Below are 20,273 nucleotides of genomic sequence, written 5' to 3' on the forward strand. Positions count from 1 at the left end.
GCCGCTCTTTGTTGGAATTATCGGCCGATCATATATCGGTTATGAATGTTTATACACGCAGAAAATAGACTAGGTGGATTGAGCTGCGCTGCTCTAGGCTCTGCCCATGTACTTCGAACCGTGAAGGTAGCCCCGATGGATTTCGCCTATTCACCCAAGGTCCAGGCTCTGCGCGAGCGCGTCACTGCGTTCATGGATGCCCATGTCTATCCCGCTGAACCGGTGTTCGAGCGCCAGGTCGCCGAGGGTGACCGCTGGCAGCCCACCGCAATCATGGAAGAACTCAAGGCCAAGGCCCGCGCCGAGGGCCTGTGGAACCTGTTCCTGCCCGAGTCGCAGTACGGTGCCGGCCTGAGCAACCTGGAATACGCGCCCCTGGCCGAGATCATGGGCCGCTCGCTGCTGGGGCCGGAGCCCTTCAACTGCTCGGCGCCGGACACCGGCAACATGGAGGTGCTGGTGCGCTATGGCAGCGAGGCGCAGAAGCGCCAATGGCTGGAGCCTCTGCTGCGGGGCGAGATTCGCTCGGCTTTTGCCATGACCGAACCGGAGGTGGCCTCCTCGGACGCCACCAACATGGCCGCCACTGCCGTGCGTGACGGTGATGAGTGGGTGATCAACGGCCGCAAGTGGTGGACCTCCGGGGCCTGCGACCCGCGCTGCAAGGTGATGATCTTCATGGGCCTGTCCAATCCTAATGGCCCGCGCCACCAGCAGCACTCGATGGTGCTGGTGCCGACCGACGCAGCGGGGGTGAAGATCGTTCGGCCGTTGCCCGTCTTCGGCTACGACGACGCACCCCATGGCCACGCCGAGGTGTTGTTCGAGAACGTGCGTGTGCCCTACGAAAACGTGATCCTTGGTGAGGGGCGCGGCTTCGAGATCGCTCAGGGGCGCCTGGGCCCAGGCCGTATTCACCACTGCATGCGTTCGGTGGGCATGGCCGAACGGGCGCTGGAGCTGATGTGCAGGCGCTCCGTCGAGCGCACCGCGTTCGGCCGGCCGCTGGCACGGCTGGGCGGCAATGTCGACAAGATCGCTGACTCACGCATGGAAATCGACATGGCGCGGCTGCTGACCCTCAAGGCGGCGTACATGATGGACACGGTCGGCAACAAGGTGGCGCGCAGTGAGATCGCCCAGATCAAGGTGGTGGCGCCGAATGTCGCATTGAAGGTGATCGACCGTGCGATTCAGCTCCATGGTGGGGCAGGGGTGAGTGGGGATTTCCCGCTGGCGTACATGTACGCGATGCAGCGTACCTTGCGCCTGGCTGATGGGCCGGATGAGGTGCACCGGGCGGCGATTGGCAAGTATGAGATCGGCAAGTATGTGCCGGTGGATATGTTGCGTAGCGGGCGGTGAGGGCCCGCTCGACGAACTTTTTCTGGGTGTCTTTGTAAGTAAGGTAAGCGGCAGATGTAGGAAGCGTCTCGTTTTCAGTTTCAGGCACTGGAAGCCCTGTTGCAGGTGTTAGGTTTCGAAACCTCACCAATGCACAGGGAACTTGCCAATGCGTTTCAACCTGGATGGGAAAGGCCAGGCGGTAGATGGGGACACCACTACCACTGGCGCTGTTTGTATCGCTACCGGGGCCAGGTCTTTGACTAATGGGCGCATGGTCCTCAGGGTGGGAGACAGCACAACACCCTGCCCCCTCTGCGGCGAGGCAGGGACCGTCGCCGAAGGTGTGTGGCATTTCATTTCCGACGGTCGTGCCGTGGCCATGGATGGCGCACGGGTCAATTGCGGCTGCCCGCCCGGTAGCAATCGGGTCGTTGCACCGCTGGGCGAGGCACCCTCAGCCAGGCAGGCATATGCCGCCAATCGCGGGCTTTCCCCCGCAGTATCGCCTGCTGCTTACTCGCAGAGCTTTTCGCAAAGTTTTGCAACTGCAATGCCCGGTTCACTGGAACCAGGTTTCTTTATCGTCCCCCGAAGCATGTCGTTCTCCCAGGTGTTGCTCAAACTGTTCGAGCATGACGCTACGTTGCCGATTTCCCGTCTGCAGCGGCTGAACCCCACGTTCGAACAAGGTTTCAAGGCCGGAGAAATCTTCGTCATCGCAGACCCGGACAATGGTGATGCCTGTACCCGCGAGGAAGCCACACTGATGGCGGCCGCTCAACAGGTGCGGCACGCGTTAGCGGCACTTGATTTTGCGGAGTCGGATTTCATGGTGCAGCACCAGGCTGAGATTGCCGGGTTGCTCAGTAGCGCGAGCCAGTCGATGGGGGTGGGCAAGGACATGCTGGACCAGGGATTGAAACAGGTAAGGAATACTCTGACCCAGATAGAGCAATTGCACCAACGCGAATTTTTGCGACATGGGCATTTGAACAGTCGAGAGTTTTTTGCGTCGCGGCGCCAGTTGTTGCAGCAGTTGGACAATCAACTGAAGGTGGCGTTTCTAAATAAACAGCTGAATCTTGGCAGTTACGAGCGGCTGAAGAAAAGCCTGAATATTTCGACGAAAAGTCTTGTTCATCATTGGTCGAAGGCGGGTGGGGCCGGGCAGATACCGGGGTATGCAACGCATCTGGACAAGGTGGCGAAGCTATCCAAGTATCTCAAGCAAGGTGGCAATGTAGCCATTGGGCTCGGTGCGACATCGTCGTACCTCAACGTGAGGGAGGTCTGCCAAGCCGGGAGCACTGAGGCGTGCAGGAAGGCCCGCTTCGTAGAGTCTGGAAAGTTTGGCGGCGGGGTAGGGGGTGGAATGGCGGCTTCGGCATTGGCGCCGTTGGCCGTCGGCACAGTATGTGGTGCGTTTACCGTGGCAACGACGGGGGGGATAGCGACTCCATTGTGCGGGATTTTAGTCGTAGGAGTAAGCGGCTTGGTTGGAAGTAAAGTCGGTGAAAAGTTCGGAGAACGCACCGGCGAGTATATTTATGGTGTGTCCGGTGATTGATATGGATGCTTGGCTTTTAGTGGTAAGAATTCTGTTTGCAGTAATGCCACTGCTAATTGCTCTAGTAGGCGTGGCGATGAATGTGTATGTGACATTGACTCGCGACTACGAAATTGCTTGCTCCTCAATCACCAGCAATCCGTTCATTGAAAACTTGAAAGTCACTTGGGGTGCATCGCATTTCAAGTGGCGGTTTTGTTTGGTTTGTGCCATCGGTGGGCTTGTCAATTTTCCGGGCTCCGCACTGCGTCGAGGGCAGCTGGATGCTGCGGAGCTAAAAGCATTCCCCACAGGGCTAAAACGCCGACTGGCAATATCTTTATGGTTGACCCTCATTGGTTTCGGCTGGATGACAGTTATAGCGTTAGCCATGGAGGTTTCCAAAAGGAATTGATTCGGTGTCTTGGACCCCAGTTTGCAGGGGCCCGAGTTCATCGAAAAACTTCAGGGAATGGGAAGGTCAGACCCGCAATTGCGGGTCTTCTTCCTTTTTGGCGCTCTTGGTCTGTGCGGATGGGGGCTGTTCCCCTTGCGCTTCACCCATGACCGCTTTCTCCCCACGCGTCTTGATCAGCGACACCACCACCCCACCGAGCAACAACCCGAACGTCACGCCCAGCGACAGCAGTGCTGGCACCTTGCCCACCATGCCGTGGTAGAAGATCTTGCAGCCGATGAAAATCAGCACCAGCGCCAGTGCGTACTTGAGGTAAACGAAGCGGTGCATCAATGCCGACAAGGCAAAGTACAGTGAACGCAAACCGAGAATGGCAAAGATGTTCGAGGTGTAGACGATGAACGGATCCTGCGTGATGGCGAAGATTGCAGGCACGCTGTCGACGGCAAACACCAGGTCGGCCAGCTCGATCAGCACCAGCGCCAGGAACAGCGGTGTGGCATAGCGCAATGCCTTGCTCTCGCCTGGCGGGGTGAGGCGCACGAAGAAGTGTGAACCGTGAATCTGGTCGGTCACGCGCATGTGCCGCCTGACAAACTTGAGCACCGGGTTGTTGGCCAGGTCGGGGTGGCTGTCTTCTTTCGAAAACGCCATTTTTACCCCGGTAAACAGCAGGAATGCCCCGAAGATGTACAGCACCCATTCAAAGTTTTGCACCAGTGTTGCGCCCACGCCGATCATGATCGCACGCAGGAACACCACCCCCAGGATGCCCCAGAACAGCACCCGATGCTGGTAACGACGGGGGATGGCGAAGAAACCGAAAATCATCGCCATGACGAACACGTTGTCCATCGACAAGGACTGTTCGACCAAAAAACCGGTGTAGAACTCAAGCGCCGACTGCGCGCCCAGTTGGTACCAGACCCACGCGCCGAACAGCACGCCCACGCTGAAATAGCCCGAGTACAGCAGCAGGCTTTCGCGCATTTCGATTTCACGTTCTTTGCGGTGCAGCACGCCCAGGTCGAGTACCAGCAGGCCGATGACGATGGCCATGAACACCAGCCACAACCAGGTGCTGGTACCGAGGAATGGTGTTGTGAGAAATGTGTGTAGAGCTGTCATGAGCCCCTCCTTGATTGTCGACGTTGCATGGCAACAGTGATCCGACATGGCGGCGCGGTAGCCGTCAGAGGGGCCCGGTATCACATGGGTTTGAGCCTAGACCCATTTCCCCGTGATGCCGAATGGCGCGCTGTTACAAATTTTTGCCTGAGCCTGTGCGCGGCTGCCTGCCTCAGTACACCCAAACCTCCACCCGGCGGTTACGCAAGCGTCCCTGTTCCAGCTCGTTACCCGCAACCGGCAACTCGTCGCCCATGCCGGTCACCTCCAGCACTTCGACGCCATCGCGCGCCAGCTCACGGCGTACCGCCTGTGCTCGCAGGCGCGAGAGCAGGGCGGCACGGCCCGGTGTTGCCTTGGTGTCGCCAAAGCCGACCAGCACCGCCTTGCTGTGCAGCTTGCCGGCCTGGCGCAGGTAGTCGGCGACGCGCTGTATGTCGCGCAGCGCTTTGTTGTCGAGGCTGGCACTGCCTTCCTGGAAGCGGAAGTTGACGCTCAGGCGCTGGGCCTTCTGCGCCAAGTTGCGGTAGCGCGGCGGCATGTCGACCTGCGCCGGTACAGCCAGGGACTTGACCTGCTGTGAGACGAACCCTTGCTCGGCGACGATGGCCTGGCCGGCAGGGCTTTGGGCGAATTCTGCCAAGGCCCTGGCCTGGGGTTTGGCGTTGGCGGGCAAATAGAAGTACAGCCGGCGTGACAGGGGGTAATCCTCGCTCGCCACCAGCGGGCGGTCCGGCAGCATGGCTGGCGCATCGCCTTCGGCGATCGCCAGCACCTTGGCTCCGTGCACCGCTGCCAGGCTGCTGAACCCGATGGCCTGGCGATCTGTACGTACCCGATCGGCCAACTCATCACTGGATTCGAAACGCTGCGCCTGCTGGGCCAGTTCACTCTGGTGCGGTTCCAGCACCAGTGCCTTGAAGGTCTCGAAGGTACCGGAGCGGTCGTCGCGTGCATAGAGGTGTATCGGGCCGCCTGCCAAGCCCAGTTGCTCCCAATACTGGATCCGCCCCGAGAAGATGTGTGCCAATTGTTCGGTGGTGAGCTGTGGCAGGGGATTATCGGGGTGGACGAACACTGCAACACCATCCAGACCGATCACTTGCTCGGCACCGGCTGCACGCAAGTTACCCAGCGCCTTGAGCTGGCGCACCTCGGCATCGTTGATGGGGCGAGACGCTGCGGCCAGGTCGGCCTCGCCACGGCCAAGCGCGATAAAGCCGGTGCTCGAGCCGTGCGCCGCGATGTCGATACGCAGAGGCTGGCCCTGGGCATCAACGGCGGTTATCACGGTCTCGTTGGCCACAGCGCCTGGCCGTTGCTCGATCGCCGTTGCCTGTTGCGCCCACAAATGCCCCTGCACCAGCGCAGGCAAGAGGGCCGCGCCGATGGTGTTGGAACCTTGCACGCGCAGGTGCACAGGCTCGGCCACGGCCGTCAGGGGGAGCAGGGGAAGCAGCAAGAGCAACAGACGGAGCATGCCGGGCGACCTTTGGCACAGAGTTGCCCGGCAGATTACGACAGTGGCGTGACCGAAATGTGACCATGGGCGTGCCAGCGCTAAGCTGTCGGGCTGCCTCAGGTGTGCGGAGCCTGCTTGAGCACTGCACCACCGGCATACTGCGGTTTCAGGTGCCCTTGGTCATCCAGCAGGTAAGCATCCATCACCTCGCGCACGACCGGCCCGGCCACCCGGCCGCCGGCCTCGCCGTTCTCGATCATCACGGCCACCACCACGCTCGGGTGCTCGGCAGGTGCAAAGCCGACGAACAGGGCGTTGTCGCGGTGGCGCTCCAGGGTCTTGTTGCGGTTGTAGCGCTCCCCCTGCTTGATCGCCACCACCTGCGCGGTGCCGCTCTTGCCGGCGATGCGGTATTGGGCGCCGGCGGCGGCGGCGCGGGCAATGCCGCGCGGGTCGTGCATGACCATCTGCATGCCCTGGCTGACCTGGTCCCAGGCATGCCGGTCGTGCAGCACGATGTCGGGCATCGGGTTCGGGTCCACCGGGGTTTCACCCCCCACGGTCATGGCCAGGTGCGGGCGGTGCCAAACGCCCTTGCTGGCCAGCAGGCTGGTGGCCTGGGCCAGTTGTAGCGGGGTGACCTGCATGTAGCCCTGGCCGATGCCCAGGATCAGCGTTTCGCCGGGGTACCAGGCCTGGCGGCGGGTGGCGCGTTTCCACTGGGCAGACGGCATCAAACCCGAAGCCTCTTCGTTCATGTCCAGCGAGACCTTATGGCCAAGGCCGAATTCGGCCATGTAGTCGTGCAGGCGGTCGATGCCGAGCTTGTGCGCCAGGTCGTAGAAGTAGGTGTCGTTGGAGCGCATGATGGCGGTGTACATGTCTACCCAGCCATCGCCGCTGCGGTTCCAGTTACGGTACTTGTGTTCGTAGTTGGGCAGCTCGTAGTACCCGGGGTCGAACACCCGGCTGCCGGGGGTGATCACGCCACTGTCGAGGCCGGCGATGGCCACTTCCGGCTTGATCGTCGACCCCGGTGCATACAGCCCACGCAGCACGCGGTTGAACAGCGGCCGGTCGATGGAATCGCGCAGGGCCGCGTACTGTTTGAAGCTGATGCCCTTGACGAACAGGTTGGGATCGAAACTGGGGTTGCTGACCATTGCCAGCACGTCGCCGTTGGCCGGGTCGAGCACCACCACCGCCCCACGGCGGTCGCCCAAGGCTTTTTCTGCAGCCACTTGCAGGTGGGCGTCAAGGCTCAGCACAATGTCTTCGCCTGGGGTAGGGGCCTGGTGCTTGAGCACGCGCATCACCCGGCCCTGGGCATTGGTCTCGACCTCCTCGTAGCCGACGTGGCCGTGCAGCTGGCTTTCGTAGAAGTGTTCGATACCGGTCTTGCCGATCGATTGGGTGCCGCGATACTCGGTGCTGTCGAGGGTCTTGGCTTCCCTTTCATTGATGCGCCCGACATAGCCGACCGAATGGGCGAAGTGCTCGGCCAGCGGGTATTCACGGATGAACTGCGGTTCTACATCCAGGCCCGGCAGGCGGAACTGGTTGACCGCTACCAGGGCGATCTGCTCCTCGGTCAGGCCAACCATCAGGGTGACCGGTTCAAACGGCTTGCGTCCACGGCGCAGGTCCTTGTCGAACTGCTTGCGGTCATCCTCGCCCAAGCTCAGGACCTGGGTCAGGGTGTCGAGCACCTTGGCCGAATCGCCGGCGCGCTCACGGGTCATGGTCAGGTCGAAACTGGGCTTGTTGTCAGCCAGCACCACACCGTTGCGGTCGTAGATCAGCCCGCGCTCGGGTGCGATGGGCAGTACGTGTACGCGGTTGTTTTCCGATACCGCGCTTTGCTGGTCGTGTTGCAGCACTTGCAGCACGTAGAGACGGCCGATCAGCACGGCGACCAGGCAGAAGACCAGGGCAGCGCAAGCCAGGAGCCGGCGGTTGACCAGGTGCTTTTCCTTTTCGTGGTCCTTGAGGGGGATCGGTTGGGGCATGGGCGGTGGTGTGTCGGTCGAACGCAAACCTGTGGGAGCCGGCCTGCCGGCGACTACGCCAGGCCAGCCAACATGGATGTAGACGAGTGCCATGCACTCGAATCGCCGGCAAGCCGGCTCCCACAAGGATGCGGGGCGGCGATGCTACGCGTGCCGGGGGCGCGCCTCAAGACAGGCGCGATGCGCGAAGCCGGGCATCCGGCGTTTCATCCCGCAACACGGGCGCTCACAGCCACTATGAAGATTTGTTCATGCGGTACCGGTGTGCCGTCTACTTGCCTGCCGCCAACAGGTTGTCCCGCGTCTGTTGCTCGACCGTTCGTTGAATCTCCTGCGCCAGGGTCTTCACGTCATGTTGCTCGATTTCCTTGGGCATGACCTGGAAGCCGATCGAGTTGTACAGCCGCCCCCAGGCAGCCTGGGCATCGGAGTAGGCAGCCTCGCGCTGATAGCGCGAAAGCAGCAGCCGGCCCTCGGCGCGGATCAGTTCCAGCTCGCTGCCCAGTGCTGCGTTGCGCGATGACTGCGCGTAGTTGAGCAGGCTCTGGTCAACGCGCAGGCTTTCGTCGGCAAACTCCACTTCCTGACGCGCCAGCTGGTAGCGCAGCAGGCCGACGCGGACCTGGGTGAGAATCGCCATGGACAGCGCTGTGCGGCGCATGTCATCGGTTTTTTCCTGGCTTTTTTCCGCCGCTGTGATGTCCGGGTACTGCAGCAGGCGCAGCAGGTTCATCGAGACGTTGATGCCGGTCTGGTTCCAGTCACTGTTGTACAGGTATTTGTTGGAGTCGTACTCGTAGCCGTAGTTGAAACTCACGTTTGGCCACAGCTGTGCCTTGGCGATCTTCAGATCGTTCATGCTGACGCGTTTGCGATACCACTCCTCCATGATTTCCGGGCGGCGCTCCAGGGACAGACGCTCCAGCTGTTCGACGTTGCTGGTCAGCAGTGGCAGCGGCTGCTCGGTGACGTCGGCCAGCACCATGCGGGTGTTGGGTGGCAGCGACATCAGCGCGGCAAGCTCGGCGCGGGCGAACTCAAGGTCCTGGCGGCGCACGGTGAGCATGTACACCGAATCGAGCAGGGCGCGCTGGTAGGCCAGGATGTCCTGGCGCGGCAGCAGGCCTTTGCCTTCGGCTTCGCGGGCTGAGGTCAGGGCGCGGTGAGTACGCATCAGCAGGCCATCCACCTCGGGCAGCAGACGCTGTGCGCCGAGGGCGCGCCAGTAGGCGTTGCGCACATCCTGCAGCACGTTCTGCGCGACCTTTTCACGGCGCTCCTCGGCCATCAGCATCTGGTCGTTCTTCTGCTGCGTGCGGAAGTAGGCGACCCCGAAGTCCAGCAGGCTCCACGACAGCCCAAGGCTGTAAAGGGTGCGGTAACGTTCTTCGGAGGTGGACGGACGCAAGCTGACCTGGCGGTCCTCGATGCCGATTGATGTGCCACCGGAATCATTGTTGCGCCCGGCATAGCCAGCGGAGGCTACCAGACGCGGCAGCATCTCGTGGCTGGAGACATCGCGCAGGTCCGATGCCAGCGCGCTTTCCAGCAGTTTCAGGCGGTAGTCGAGGTTGTACTTGAGGGCGCGCGCCGAGGCCTCGTAGAAGGTGATTGGTCCATTGACGGGCTCCTGCTCCTTGTACATGCGGGCTTGGTCTTCGATCACCCGCTGGCGCATCTGGTCCTCGGTGTAGGGCTTGGGTTCAAAGACCGAGCAGGCGCTGAGCAGAACGCTGAATGCAGTGAAAGTGCTCAGGGCTTTAAAGTTCGATACGGGCATAGGCTGTCCTTGGTCCATCCGTGTATGTATCGGCGTCAGGGGGCAACGCTGCCGCGACGCTGCGCGGCTTCTCGCAATTGCGCACGAAAGCCCTGCGCTGGCTGTGAGCTTTTATCCGGTTGCGCCACCATGTCGGCTTCCACCGTTGCCCATACCGAAGGGTCGGGCAAAAGGCCGTCTGCGGTGAGGCTGATGACGCCGTGGCGGCCGTCGATCCAGTTCTGGTCCTCGGCGCTGGCGCGCCGGCTTTGCGAGACGGCGCTGGCAACGAATTGCCCGTTGACCTGGCCGAGCTGGCTGCCGAGCGACTGGCTTTCGATTTCTGGCGTGGCGAACAGGCGCACATCACTGCCATCGGTGCTCCAGGCGGACAGGGTCAGGCTTTCGTCGATCCGTTCGACCACTGGTGCGACGAAGATCGCCGGGTTGACATCCGGCAGCGGCTGGCCTGTCAGGCTGTCGCTGCCGTCACGGTGCAGATGGGGGCCTGCGGGGATGAACGGGCTGGCAATATCCAGCGTGATGACCAGTTCAGCCTGGTCGGTGGCGCCCGTCAGGTCGCTGAGGGTGTAGGTGAAGTAGTCCTTGAGTACTTGCCCAAGGCCCGCAGCCGCCAGCACGTCGGGATTACTCAGGTCGATGGTGTAGGTGTAGCTGCCGTCGGCATTGAGCACCAGGGTGCCGTACTGGCCGGCGATGGGGCGGCCGATGACGCCGGCCGCACCGGCGCCGGACTCTTGCCCGGCACGGATGCCGGTCACGGTCAGCCCGTCGCCGGCATCCACATCGCTGTCATTGGGCAGCACGTTGCCGCTGGTGTGCGGTGCCGGTACCTGGTCGCTGGCCGCATTGGCATCGTCGCGGGCCACCGGGTTGTCGTTGGCGCCCTGCACAGTCACGCTCAAGCGCGCGTCCGAGGTCACACCGGCGGTATCGCGCATGCGGTAGGTGAACACTTCCCGCAGCGACTGGCCTGCGCTGCGCATGGCCTGCACGGTCGGGTTGCTGTTGTCGACTACGTACCGGTAGCTGCCGTCTGCATTGATCAGGAGTGTGCCGTACAGGCCCTGCAGCACCTGGCCGGCGACTGCGGTGTTGCCGTTTTCGCCGGTGTACTGCACCACTGTCTTCGTCTCGCCGTACTGCGTGCCGTCGACATCGGTATCGTTGTCCAGCACATTGCCATTGGGATCGACGCCCGCCGTCCCGTTGTTCACGCCGCCAGCTTCCACCGCGTTGGCGGTATCATCATTGGCCGCAGGGTAGTCGTTGCGCCCGTCGATGGTGATGGTCAGCAGGCCGTTGGTGGTACCGCCCCAGACATCTGCCAGCAAGTAGGTGAAATTGTCCACCACGGTCTGGCCGCTGACGCGCAGTGCTTGCACTGCCTGCAGGCTGTTGTCCAGAACGTAGCTCCAACTGCCGTCACCATTCAATGTAAGGTCGCCATACTGGCCGCGCAGGGTTTGCCCGACCAGGCTGGCGTTGTCTGGCAGCGGGCCGTCACCAGTCCAGAACGCCAGCACTTCGAGGACTTCCGGGAACAGGATGTTGACGGCGTCCGGGTCGCTGTCGTTGTCCATCACGTTGCCGCTGGGGTCGCTGCCCGGGATGTTGTTGTCCATGCCGCCGGCCTCGACCGCCTGGCCCTGGTCGGGGCCGGCAACAGGCGGCTGGTTCTCGCCGCGGATGAGAATGGTCAGCGTTGCGGTGTCGCTCAGCCCCCCAGCGTCGGTAACCTGATAGGTGTAGCGCTGGATGACAAAGCCCAGCGCGCCGAGGGCAATGATGTCGGGATCGTTGGAGTTGACCACGAAGCGGTAGCTGCCGTCGGCGTTGAGGGTCAGGGTGCCATAGCGTGTGGTGACGTTCGCGCTGTCGACCAGTGGGTCGAGGCCAGGGTTGCTGCTTTCGGCGCCCACGCCCACGGCGGTGACCGCCTTGGTATCGTTGGCATCCACGTCGGTGTCGTTGTTCAGCACATTGCCGGTGGGGTTGCGCCCACCCGTGCCATCGTCGTCCACCGCTACCGCGTAGGCGAGGTCGTCGCGGGCCACCGGGGTATCGTAACGGCCTTCGACAGTGATGTTGATCTGCGCCTGGGCGCTGGCACCGGCAGTGTCAAGCATGCGGTAAACGAAGGTTTCGCGCAGTTGCTCACCGGCCTTGAGTGCTTGCACGGCAGCCAGGCTGTCATTGACGGTGTAAATGTAGTTGCCATTGGCATCGATGCTCAGCGTGCCATAGGCGCCGGCCACCACGGTCGTGCCTGCGTTGACCTGGATGAACGTACCGCCGGCTGCAAGGGTGCCCAGGTAAATGCCATCGACCTTCTTGCTGTCGCCTGCGTCCACATCGCTGTCGTTGCCAAGGGCGTTGCCGCTGCCTGGTTGTCCTGGTGTAGCGTTGTTGCTACCACCGGCTTCGATGGCAATGGCGTTGTCGTTGGCCGCGATCGGGGTGTCGTTGCGGCCATGGATGACCACGGTGAAGGTGGCCGTGACGACCTTGCCGTTGCCATCGCTGACGCTGTACTGGAAGACCTCGGTCAGCCTGTCAGCGTCACTGCGCAGCGCCTGCACCGCGCTGTTGCCGTTGTCCACCACATAGCGGTAGTTGCCTTGGGCATCGAGCACCAGGCTGCCATAGTTGCCGGCCAGGGCCTGCCCAGGCGCGCCGTTGATGCCATTCGGGCTGATTACGCCGCTGATGGTCAGGGCGTCGCCGTCCGGGTCGTTGTACGCTGCACGGATGCTGCCGCTCGGGTCCAGGCCGGGACTTGCATTGTTCAGCCCGCCTGCCTCGATCGCATCGACGCTGACCGGGCTGACCACGGGAGGGTCGTTGACCCCGGTTACCGTGATCACCAACTGCGCCTGGTCGGTAAGCCCGCCACTGTCCTGGACCTGATAGGTGAAGATCACATTCAGGCTTTGCCCGGCGGCCAGTGCGCGGATGGTGGGGTCGGCGCTGTTGACCACGAAGCTGTAGGTGCCGTCATCGTTGAGGGTGAGCTGGCCGAAGTTGCCATTGATCAGGCTGTTGTCGGCCAAACGGGCCACCGTGCCGGTGATGGCGGCGGGAGCGCCGCTGGCCACCGGCGTGAGCGCGCCTCCTGTGCTTTCCAGCCCGCTACGCACACCGTCGACCTTGAGTTGGGTGGCGGGTGGCTGGTCCAGATTGTCAACGTCGGTATCGGCACCCACGCCACCAGTGCCGGTGATCACGTTGCCCGCGGCATTGACCGGCGCCGGGCTGTTGTCGCTGGCCCCTGCACTGGCACTGCCCCGATCGTCCACGGCCACCGGGGCATCGTTGGCGCCTTGGACGGTGATCACCAGCACGCTTATGGAACTCAAGCCACCGGCATCGGCCATCTGGTAAGTGAACTGCTCGACCAGTGTCTGGCCGGGGGAGAGCGCCTGCACGGCGGCGTTGCCGTTGTCGATGACATACCGATAGCTGCCGTCGGCGTTGATGGTCAAGGTGCCGAAGGTCGCCGGCACGCTGGTGGACTGGCCGCTGGCAACCGGGATGATCCGACCGCCGCCCGGGCCGTCGTAGCGTACTGCGCTGAGCTGTTTGGTCTCGCCCAGCGCCACGGCATCCACGTCAGTGTCATTGTCCAGCACATTGCCGGTGGCGTCTTGCCCGGGCGTGCCGTTGTTGGTACCGCCGGCCTCGAGGGCGGCGGCGGCATCGCCCTGTGCCACGGGAGTGTCGTTGGCGCCATGAATATCGATTTGCAGCACCGCGCTGCTGGTCAGGCCGCCGCTGTCGACGATGTCATAATTGAAAGATTCGCTGATGAAGTTGCCCGCCGTGCGCAGCGCCTGCACCGCAGGATTGTCGTTGTCGACGATGTACTGGAAACCGCCGCCGGCAGTAATCGACAAGGTGCCATACAACCCCTGCAAGGTGGTGACCCCGTTGGCCGCTACTGCCACGCCACCGGGTGTGGTGGTGCTGGCGATACGGGTTACGGTGAGCACGTCGTTGTTGGTCTGGATATCGACGTCGGTATCATTGCTCAGCACATTGCCGGTCGGGTTCACGCCCGGGTCGGCATTGTTCAGGCCACCGGCCTCCACGGCCGTGGCCAGGTCGGCGTTGGCGATCGGTGCATCGTTGACCGGGTCGATGACGATATTCATCACGTCCGTGTCGGTCAGCGCATCGGCGGGGTTCTGCCCAGGGATGCCATCACCGTTTAGCGGTGCATCGCCGAAGTTGCCCTGGTCATTGGTGACCATGGTCAGGGTTTCGCGGTCGCGGAAGGTATTGAAATCCTGGTCGCCTTTGTAATAGAGCTGGCTCAACAGTACGTTCAGTTCGGCCAGAGTGCCGCTGAGCACCAGGCTGCGGCCCGCGCCGGCCGGGGGAGTGGCAGTGGCCGCAGGCGGGGTGGCGGCCTGCCAGATGACCCCATGCACTACCGTCAGGGTGATGGTCATGACGCCATCGGCAGTGCCTGCGTTCACATCCACGTCACTGGTGGCCAGGCCGCCGATATGCAACACCGTGTCTTCCTGGCCGCGCTGATCGGAGACGGTGTTGATCGGCGCCTCGTTCACATGCACATAGCCTGCATCGGCCGTGCCTGTCGAACCTTCAGCGAGGGTGAGAGCTACGCTGCCCAGGCCGACTGCTGCGGCGCCGCTGTCGGTATCGATGCGCACATGGAAGTTGTTGTTGGCACTGGCCTGATGGTCCTGTGCCACGGCGATGAGGTAGCTGCCCGAAGGCAGCAGCGCAAACTGATAGAGGCCGCCACTGGCGGTCACGGTGTTGAAGGTACGGTCATCGGCACTGCCGAACACGCCATCCTCGCCGGCCCAGGTCAGGCTGACGCCGATGCCGTCCAGGCCAGGGCCGTCAGGGGTGACGTTATCCGTGGCGCTGCGGGTGTCGTCCCATAGTGTGCCTTGGACCACGCCCATGCCGGCACCTTCGCTGAGTATGTAGTTATTCAGCCCTGTGGCGCCGTCTTGCCCGGTACGCTCGCCGGTAGCACCACCAGCTGTTGCTGGGAGCGAGCCACCCCAGCCGGTGGTTTCGAAGTCGGTGGGCAGGCTGGTCCAGGTCAGTACGGCGGCACTGGCGGCGTTGTCGGCGATGGTGACGTTGGGCAGGGTGACGGTATAGATCACCTGGACCGAGTCGTTGGGCGCGAGCCGGGCGAAGTCCACGGCGATTGCCGTGCCATCGCTGAAGGTCACCCCACTGGGCAGGTTGCCAAGGTCCAGTGCCACGCCGTTGAGGAGGATGCTCTGCACCTGGTAGTTGCTGCCACTGGGGAACTGGTCGGCCAGGTGGGTGTTATAGGCCGGCGCACCGCCGTTCTGGGTGAAGCTCACCGATACTGTGGCATCGGTGGTGCCGCTGCCTGGGGACACGTCTATGACCGATTTGTCCAGGTTGCTGAAGCTGGGCTCCACGATGCGCTCGAATACGGTATCGCTCTGGCCACGGTCCACACCGCCGTTTTCACCGACGTGTTCGAACACGGTCATGCCCAGCTGGCTGCTGGCCTGGTTGCCCGCTACGTTGCTGACCCGCACGTTGAACTCGAGGATCACGCCCTCGATGTCGCTGTCGTTGGCCTCGGTATTGGTCAGGTTGCCGAGGTTGAAGGTGATGGTCTGGCTGCCGTCGGCGTTGGTGGTGATCACCAGCCGCCCATTGTTGCCGTCGAAGGTGCCCGACGGTGTCGTGCCGCTGAGGTCTGCCTGAATCGGCAGAGCCACATCGCTGTCCTGGTTGCCGGTCATGTACAACGTACCGCCGCTGAGCAGGTCGGTCGCGTCCGTGGTAAGGCCGCCCAGTTGGCTCGATACCATGGCAATCAGGATATTGTTGAGGTCGGCGGGGATGAACTCCAGGCCCGCGGCCAGTTCGATGCGGATCTGGTAATCGGGGTTGTCGCCGGTGGGCACCAGCACCGCCACGCGGTAACGGACGATTTCACCGACCACCACGGTTTCCAGCAAACCACTGGTGTCGGTAGCGCCGCCGCTGTTGGTGGCCGGGGGCGTGTCGGCCACACCGCCTACGCGAGATACCTGAACGCCATTGGTGACCGGGATCAGCAGGGCACTCAGCACGCGGTAATCGTTGAGTGCGCCTGAATTGAGCCGGCCGTCGTCACCGCTGCGTTCGCCATTGACGGTGTCGGTGGTGTTACTGGTGCCGTCCAGGCTGCTCCAGCGCACTTCGACATTGTTGGGGATTGCCGCTTCACCTGCGGCAGTGGCGTTGACCACGCCGGACAGGGTAATGACGATGCTGCCGCCGTTGGCAATGTCGATATTGGCACCATTGGCAGTCACCAGTTGGCCGTTGAGAATGACGAAATCGACGCCGCCGTTGTTGCTGGCCCCGCCGTTGTACTGAATCGTGCCGCTGATCACCAGGTTGTCGATCTCGGTCGGCAGCACGTCCAGCAGGCTGATGTCGAACGCGTCAGTGCCTGAGTTGTTGGCCACGGTGATGGTGAAGGTGACGGTATCGCCTTCGTCGAATCCGCCGAAGGTCGGGGTCGAGGTTACCTGCTGGGTGACGCTCAGAGTGGGTTCGACGATGGTAGCGCCAGGTTGCTGGGCACTGCTGATGCTGCGGTCCACCGCAGTGGCGCCATTGGGCGTGTCGCCGTCTGGGTCGCTGTAGACCAGCTGCGCGCCGTTGTTGAGTGTGGTGCCTTGCTGGTTGCCGGCCACGTTGCTGGCCACCAGCACCAGGCGGATGACGAAACTGTTGTTGCCAATGATGTTGTCGGCTGTGCTCCCGGCGCTGCCGAACACCAGCAGCAGGTCGGCGCCGTCGCTGCCGTCCAGGGTCACCGGGTTGACGTTGAGCACGCCATTGAAGTTGGCCGTCAAGGCCGCGCTGCCTGCCGTGGTGGTGATTATTTCGTAGCCCAGGTTGCTATTGAAACGCGGATCCAGCCGCAGCCCGGGGGGGATCAGGTCATTGATGCGCAGGCTGCCCGTGGCCCCTTCCGGCAAGGTGACCACGATGTCGTAGGTGATGCTTTCGCCGATCACCAGGTTGCTGCCCGTGGTGTGCGTGGCGCTGGAGTCATCTTCGCTGAGGGTGCCGTCCTTGTAGGTCTTGCTGATGGCCGGGGCGGCAACCTGCTGGCTGGCGAGCTCGACCAGGTCGGTCGGTGTGAAGTCCTGGCCGCCGTCGACGCTGGCGTAGTTGGTCAGTGCCGCAGTGCTCTGCAGGGTACTGGAGGCGAGGATGGCATTGGCCACGGTCACGTCATAGGTGATGACCACTACGTTGCTGCCGGAAAGGTCGGCGGCGGTGCCGGCGCGGCCGGCCAACAAGGTGGCCTGACCGTTGGCGTCGAGGAACGTGATGGTGTTGCCGTTGACGCTGTAGTCGGTGCCTTGTACCAGCAGGGTGCCGTCACCTCGGTAGATCTGCAGGTTGGCCGCACCCAGGCTGCCGCCTGCAAACGACAGCCCTGCGGGCAGTGTGATGCTGGTGCTGACGTCGTAAGCGCCGCCGCCGCCGCTGTTTTTCAGGGCAGTGGCCAGCCGAAGGGTGTCAGCGCCATCGATACCGCTGACGTTGCCGTCCACCGCTGCCAGGCTGGTGACGCTGCCACTGAACGGCACGCCGCTGGTACCGGGGGCCGCCCAGCTGCCGGTGGTGCCGGTGACTGTGCCGTTACTGCTGGCGACCACGCCGTGCTTGATGTCCAGCACCGGTTCGGCGACCGACGCGATCACCGCCACATCCGACGACGTGAGCACGGTCTTGTCGACGGTGGTGGTCTGGCTCGATTGCGCCAGCACGTCTAGTGCACGCTGGTCGGCATAGGGCTGATCGCCCACGACCATGGTGAAACGCACTTGCACCGTGCCGCCGTCTAGCCCCCCGGACACGTAGTTGCCGAAGTCGAAGACGATCGCGTTGCCGGGGCCGGTGGTGACGCTGTCTGGCACGTCGAGAATGGTATTGCCGCTGCCGAACGTCCATTGGCCAACGCCTGTGCCAAAGCTCCAGCTGATGCCGGCCGCGTTGAGCAGGGGCAAGGGCAGGTAGGCCGTGAGCTTGAAGTTCTCGTAGTCGGCTACCAGCAGGTCGTAGTTGATGGTGAAGGTCACCACGTCCCCCGGGCGCAGTTCGCCGTTGCTCGGTGGGTTGCCGCCGTTGACCTGGGTAAGCTCGATATCGACGGTGGAGGACTGGATGGTGCTGGTGGTGGCGGAACCGTCGGTCTGAGTGCCCCCGATGTTGACCGCATCACGCAGCACGGTGGCATCCACTGTGGCGTTGTTGCCGACGCTGTCGCCTTCGTTGAGCTGGTCGTGGGGCGGGTGGTCGGTGGTGTAGGTGGCGTCGATCAGGGCGTCGTAGACGATGCTCAGGCGCGTGGCGCCCTCCTGCACAGTGTCGTCGTAGAGGTCGCCGAACAGCGCCGCAACGCCAGGACCGGCTACCGCTTGGCGAATGGATTCGGCAATGTCGAAGACCAGCGTGGTGCTGCCGTCGGCATTCACTGTCTGGGTGTAGATCAGGGTAATGCTCTGTGTGCCGCCATGCTGCTGGATGACCAGGGTCGGAGGGTTGCTTGGGTCGAAGGTCTGGCCATCGCTGAGCAGGTCGGTCAGGGTGAACTGGCCTTGTTCGAGGATGTTCTCACCGAAGGCAAAGAAGTCGGAAATCGCCACGCCCAGGGTGTAGCGCAAGGTATCGCCGGGCGTGAGGCCAGTGGTGCCGACGTCGTTCTGCAGGTTGACCTGCTTGAGCAGGGTTATCGACTTGGCGACGAACGTCGCGCCTTGACCGTTGCCGGTTTCGTTGAATGGGTAGCCTTGCGGGTCAGTGGGGCGGTCGCGCGGGTCCAGTGGGTTCCAGTCACCCGTCACGCTGGCGGTGCCGAAGTTGATCGTTACCGGGTTACCGGTGGCCGGGTCGATCACGGGCCGGCCGTTGGCGTCGATTTCCGGTACATAGAAACTGACTTGCGTGGTGCTGGCGGCGCTGAGGGTGTCGTAGTGGATGTCATAGCTGGCCACGAAAGCATTGGGGTTCGCCAGTGCCAGAGCGATGAGTGCCGGGTTGGTGAGTACGGTACCGTCATGCAAGGTGATCGACGTCAGGGTGCCGCCCGGCCCTGGCGTGATGGCGCTGACGTGTACCTGGTCGGGCACGGTCTGGGTGATGGTGACATTGCTCAGCGTCTGCCCGGGGGCCGGGGTGACGGTGACGGTCTGGGTACGGGTGAAGTTGGGCCCGGTGACCGTTTCGCCCTCCGGCATGTTCAACGTCTGCGAGACTTTCAGCAGGGTGGGCGTGACGATGAAACTGTGCAGCGCGCTCTCCACCAGGCTTGGGTCTTGCACAGGGTTGTTCAGCGAATCGTTACCGTATTCGAAGCCCGCACGGGTATTGATGGTGAGGTTTGGCGTGCCGTCGGAATAACTGGTGTCGGCCAGGTTGCTCAGTTGCGCGGTAATCTGGATGTCGATGCTGGGCTGGCCGTTGGTAACGCTGGCGTAAGGCAACTGCAGCACCACCATCTGGTCACCGGGCTTCATGCCCACGCTGGCTGCGTTGATTACCAGTGCGTTGCCGCTGGCATCTTTGGCAAGAGGATGGGTGGCATTGCCGTTGGCATCGAAAGTGATCACGAAGCTGTTCACCGCCTGGCCCAAGTAGGTGGCGGAGACAAAAGTGGCACCATCATCGCCGTCGCGGCCGGTGGCAGGCAGGAATACGTCGATGAATGGGGCGTAGCCTTCCTGGGTCGAGGGGTTGTTGAAGCTTACGGTGAAGGTGAATTGTTCGCCCAACTGCACCTCGGCCCCACCGCTATTCAGGCTGGCTGTAGGGCTGGCATCGGCCAGCAGGCCCTGGAAGCTGTCGAGGGTGGTAGCTGCCAGAGCGATGGCTTTGTCGACATCGCCATTGCTGACCTCAAGGCGCCAGTCGCCGCCGGCCAACGAATTGCCGGTTGCATTGCTCGATGCGCCAACGTCGGCACCCGTCCAGCGTGCCAGTTCGTTGACCAGAGCCTGGCCAGCGCTGCCGCTACCCACATCACACCCATACAGCTGAATATCTGCACCGGCGTTCAACTCACTGCTCCAGGCACTCAGGCGGTCACCCAACTGTTCGACCGTCTGGCTGGTGAACACCTGGTTGCCGAGGGTGAACTGGCCTGAAGCGCCATGGGAGAACACCTGAATGGCGTCGACCTTGCCCAGTTGCGCCAAGGCATTGCTGATGGCAGCGATGGCATCCTGGCCAGGGTCCACCACCAGCGCAGTGGTGCCGGCCGGCAGGTTGGCAGCCAATTGGTCGCGGTTTTCCACGCGCGCATCGATCACTACCAGGTTGCGTGGCGTGGTTGCTGCAGTTGTGGTCTGCGCTTCGCTGGCGGTAGGCGCAGGGTGGCTAGTGTCCTTGCTCTCGGCAGCACTGGCATCGCTGTGGTGCTGTTGATCGACAGCGGTGGCTGCAGCGCCATCGAAGAGAATGCGTTGCTCAAGGGCAACGGTGTGCGACCGAGGGCGCGAGGCAGTGGCAAAGCCGGCTCTGCTCTTGATGTCCATTTCCATCCCTGC

Annotated in this window: 8 protein-coding genes; 3 read left to right on the top strand and 5 right to left on the bottom strand. The window is 62.8% G+C overall.

The annotated features are described in order from the left end of the window. Positions 1-135 precede the first annotated feature (135 nt). The 3 genes from ACMGGN_RS07095 (at position 136) to ACMGGN_RS07105 (ending at position 3,308) form a co-directional block, all read left to right on the top strand. Complete coding sequence (locus tag ACMGGN_RS07095; RefSeq protein WP_174141865.1) at positions 136-1,365, top strand: acyl-CoA dehydrogenase; 1,230 nt, start codon at positions 136-138, stop codon at positions 1,363-1,365. A 148-nt stretch (positions 1,366-1,513) separates the two neighbouring features. Then, positions 1,514-2,914 (top strand): PAAR domain-containing protein, encoded by a 1,401-nt coding sequence (locus ACMGGN_RS07100; protein ID WP_281869371.1) that lies wholly within the window; start codon positions 1,514-1,516, stop codon positions 2,912-2,914. Then, on the top strand, positions 2,907-3,308 hold the full coding sequence (locus tag ACMGGN_RS07105) for a hypothetical protein (RefSeq protein WP_281869373.1): 402 nt from the start codon (positions 2,907-2,909) through the stop codon (positions 3,306-3,308). The genes ACMGGN_RS07100 and ACMGGN_RS07105 overlap by 8 nt, the downstream gene beginning before the upstream one ends. A 66-nt stretch (positions 3,309-3,374) precedes the next feature. Here ACMGGN_RS07105 and ACMGGN_RS07110 read toward each other — a convergent pair whose 3' ends face one another. The 5 genes from ACMGGN_RS07110 to ACMGGN_RS07130 all read right to left on the bottom strand — a co-directional run bounded on the left by ACMGGN_RS07110 (position 3,375) and on the right by ACMGGN_RS07130 (position 20,261). Then, positions 3,375-4,439 carry a TerC family protein gene (locus tag ACMGGN_RS07110; RefSeq protein WP_115274508.1) on the bottom strand — a complete coding sequence of 355 codons (1,065 nt, stop codon included), beginning with the start codon at positions 4,437-4,439 and terminating at the stop codon, positions 3,375-3,377. 172 nt (positions 4,440-4,611) lie between these two features. After that, entirely contained in the window at positions 4,612-5,919 is a 1,308-nt protein-coding gene (locus tag ACMGGN_RS07115; protein WP_174141866.1) for a substrate-binding domain-containing protein, read from the bottom strand. Between the two features lie 98 nt (positions 5,920-6,017). Beyond that, positions 6,018-7,910 (bottom strand): penicillin-binding protein 2, encoded by a 1,893-nt coding sequence (gene mrdA, locus ACMGGN_RS07120; protein ID WP_115274510.1) that lies wholly within the window; start codon positions 7,908-7,910, stop codon positions 6,018-6,020. A gap of 271 nt (positions 7,911-8,181) precedes the next feature. After that, positions 8,182-9,690 carry a TolC family protein gene (locus ACMGGN_RS07125; protein WP_414156598.1) on the bottom strand — a complete coding sequence of 503 codons (1,509 nt, stop codon included), beginning with the start codon at positions 9,688-9,690 and terminating at the stop codon, positions 8,182-8,184. Between the two features lie 35 nt (positions 9,691-9,725). Further along, on the bottom strand, positions 9,726-20,261 hold the full coding sequence (locus tag ACMGGN_RS07130; protein ID WP_414156599.1) for a VCBS domain-containing protein: 10,536 nt from the start codon (positions 20,259-20,261) through the stop codon (positions 9,726-9,728). Positions 20,262-20,273 lie beyond the last annotated feature (12 nt).

This window comes from Pseudomonas sp. BNK-30 (assembly GCF_047456185.1).
In the GTDB taxonomy this organism is placed as follows: domain Bacteria; phylum Pseudomonadota; class Gammaproteobacteria; order Pseudomonadales; family Pseudomonadaceae; genus Aquipseudomonas; species Aquipseudomonas putida_E.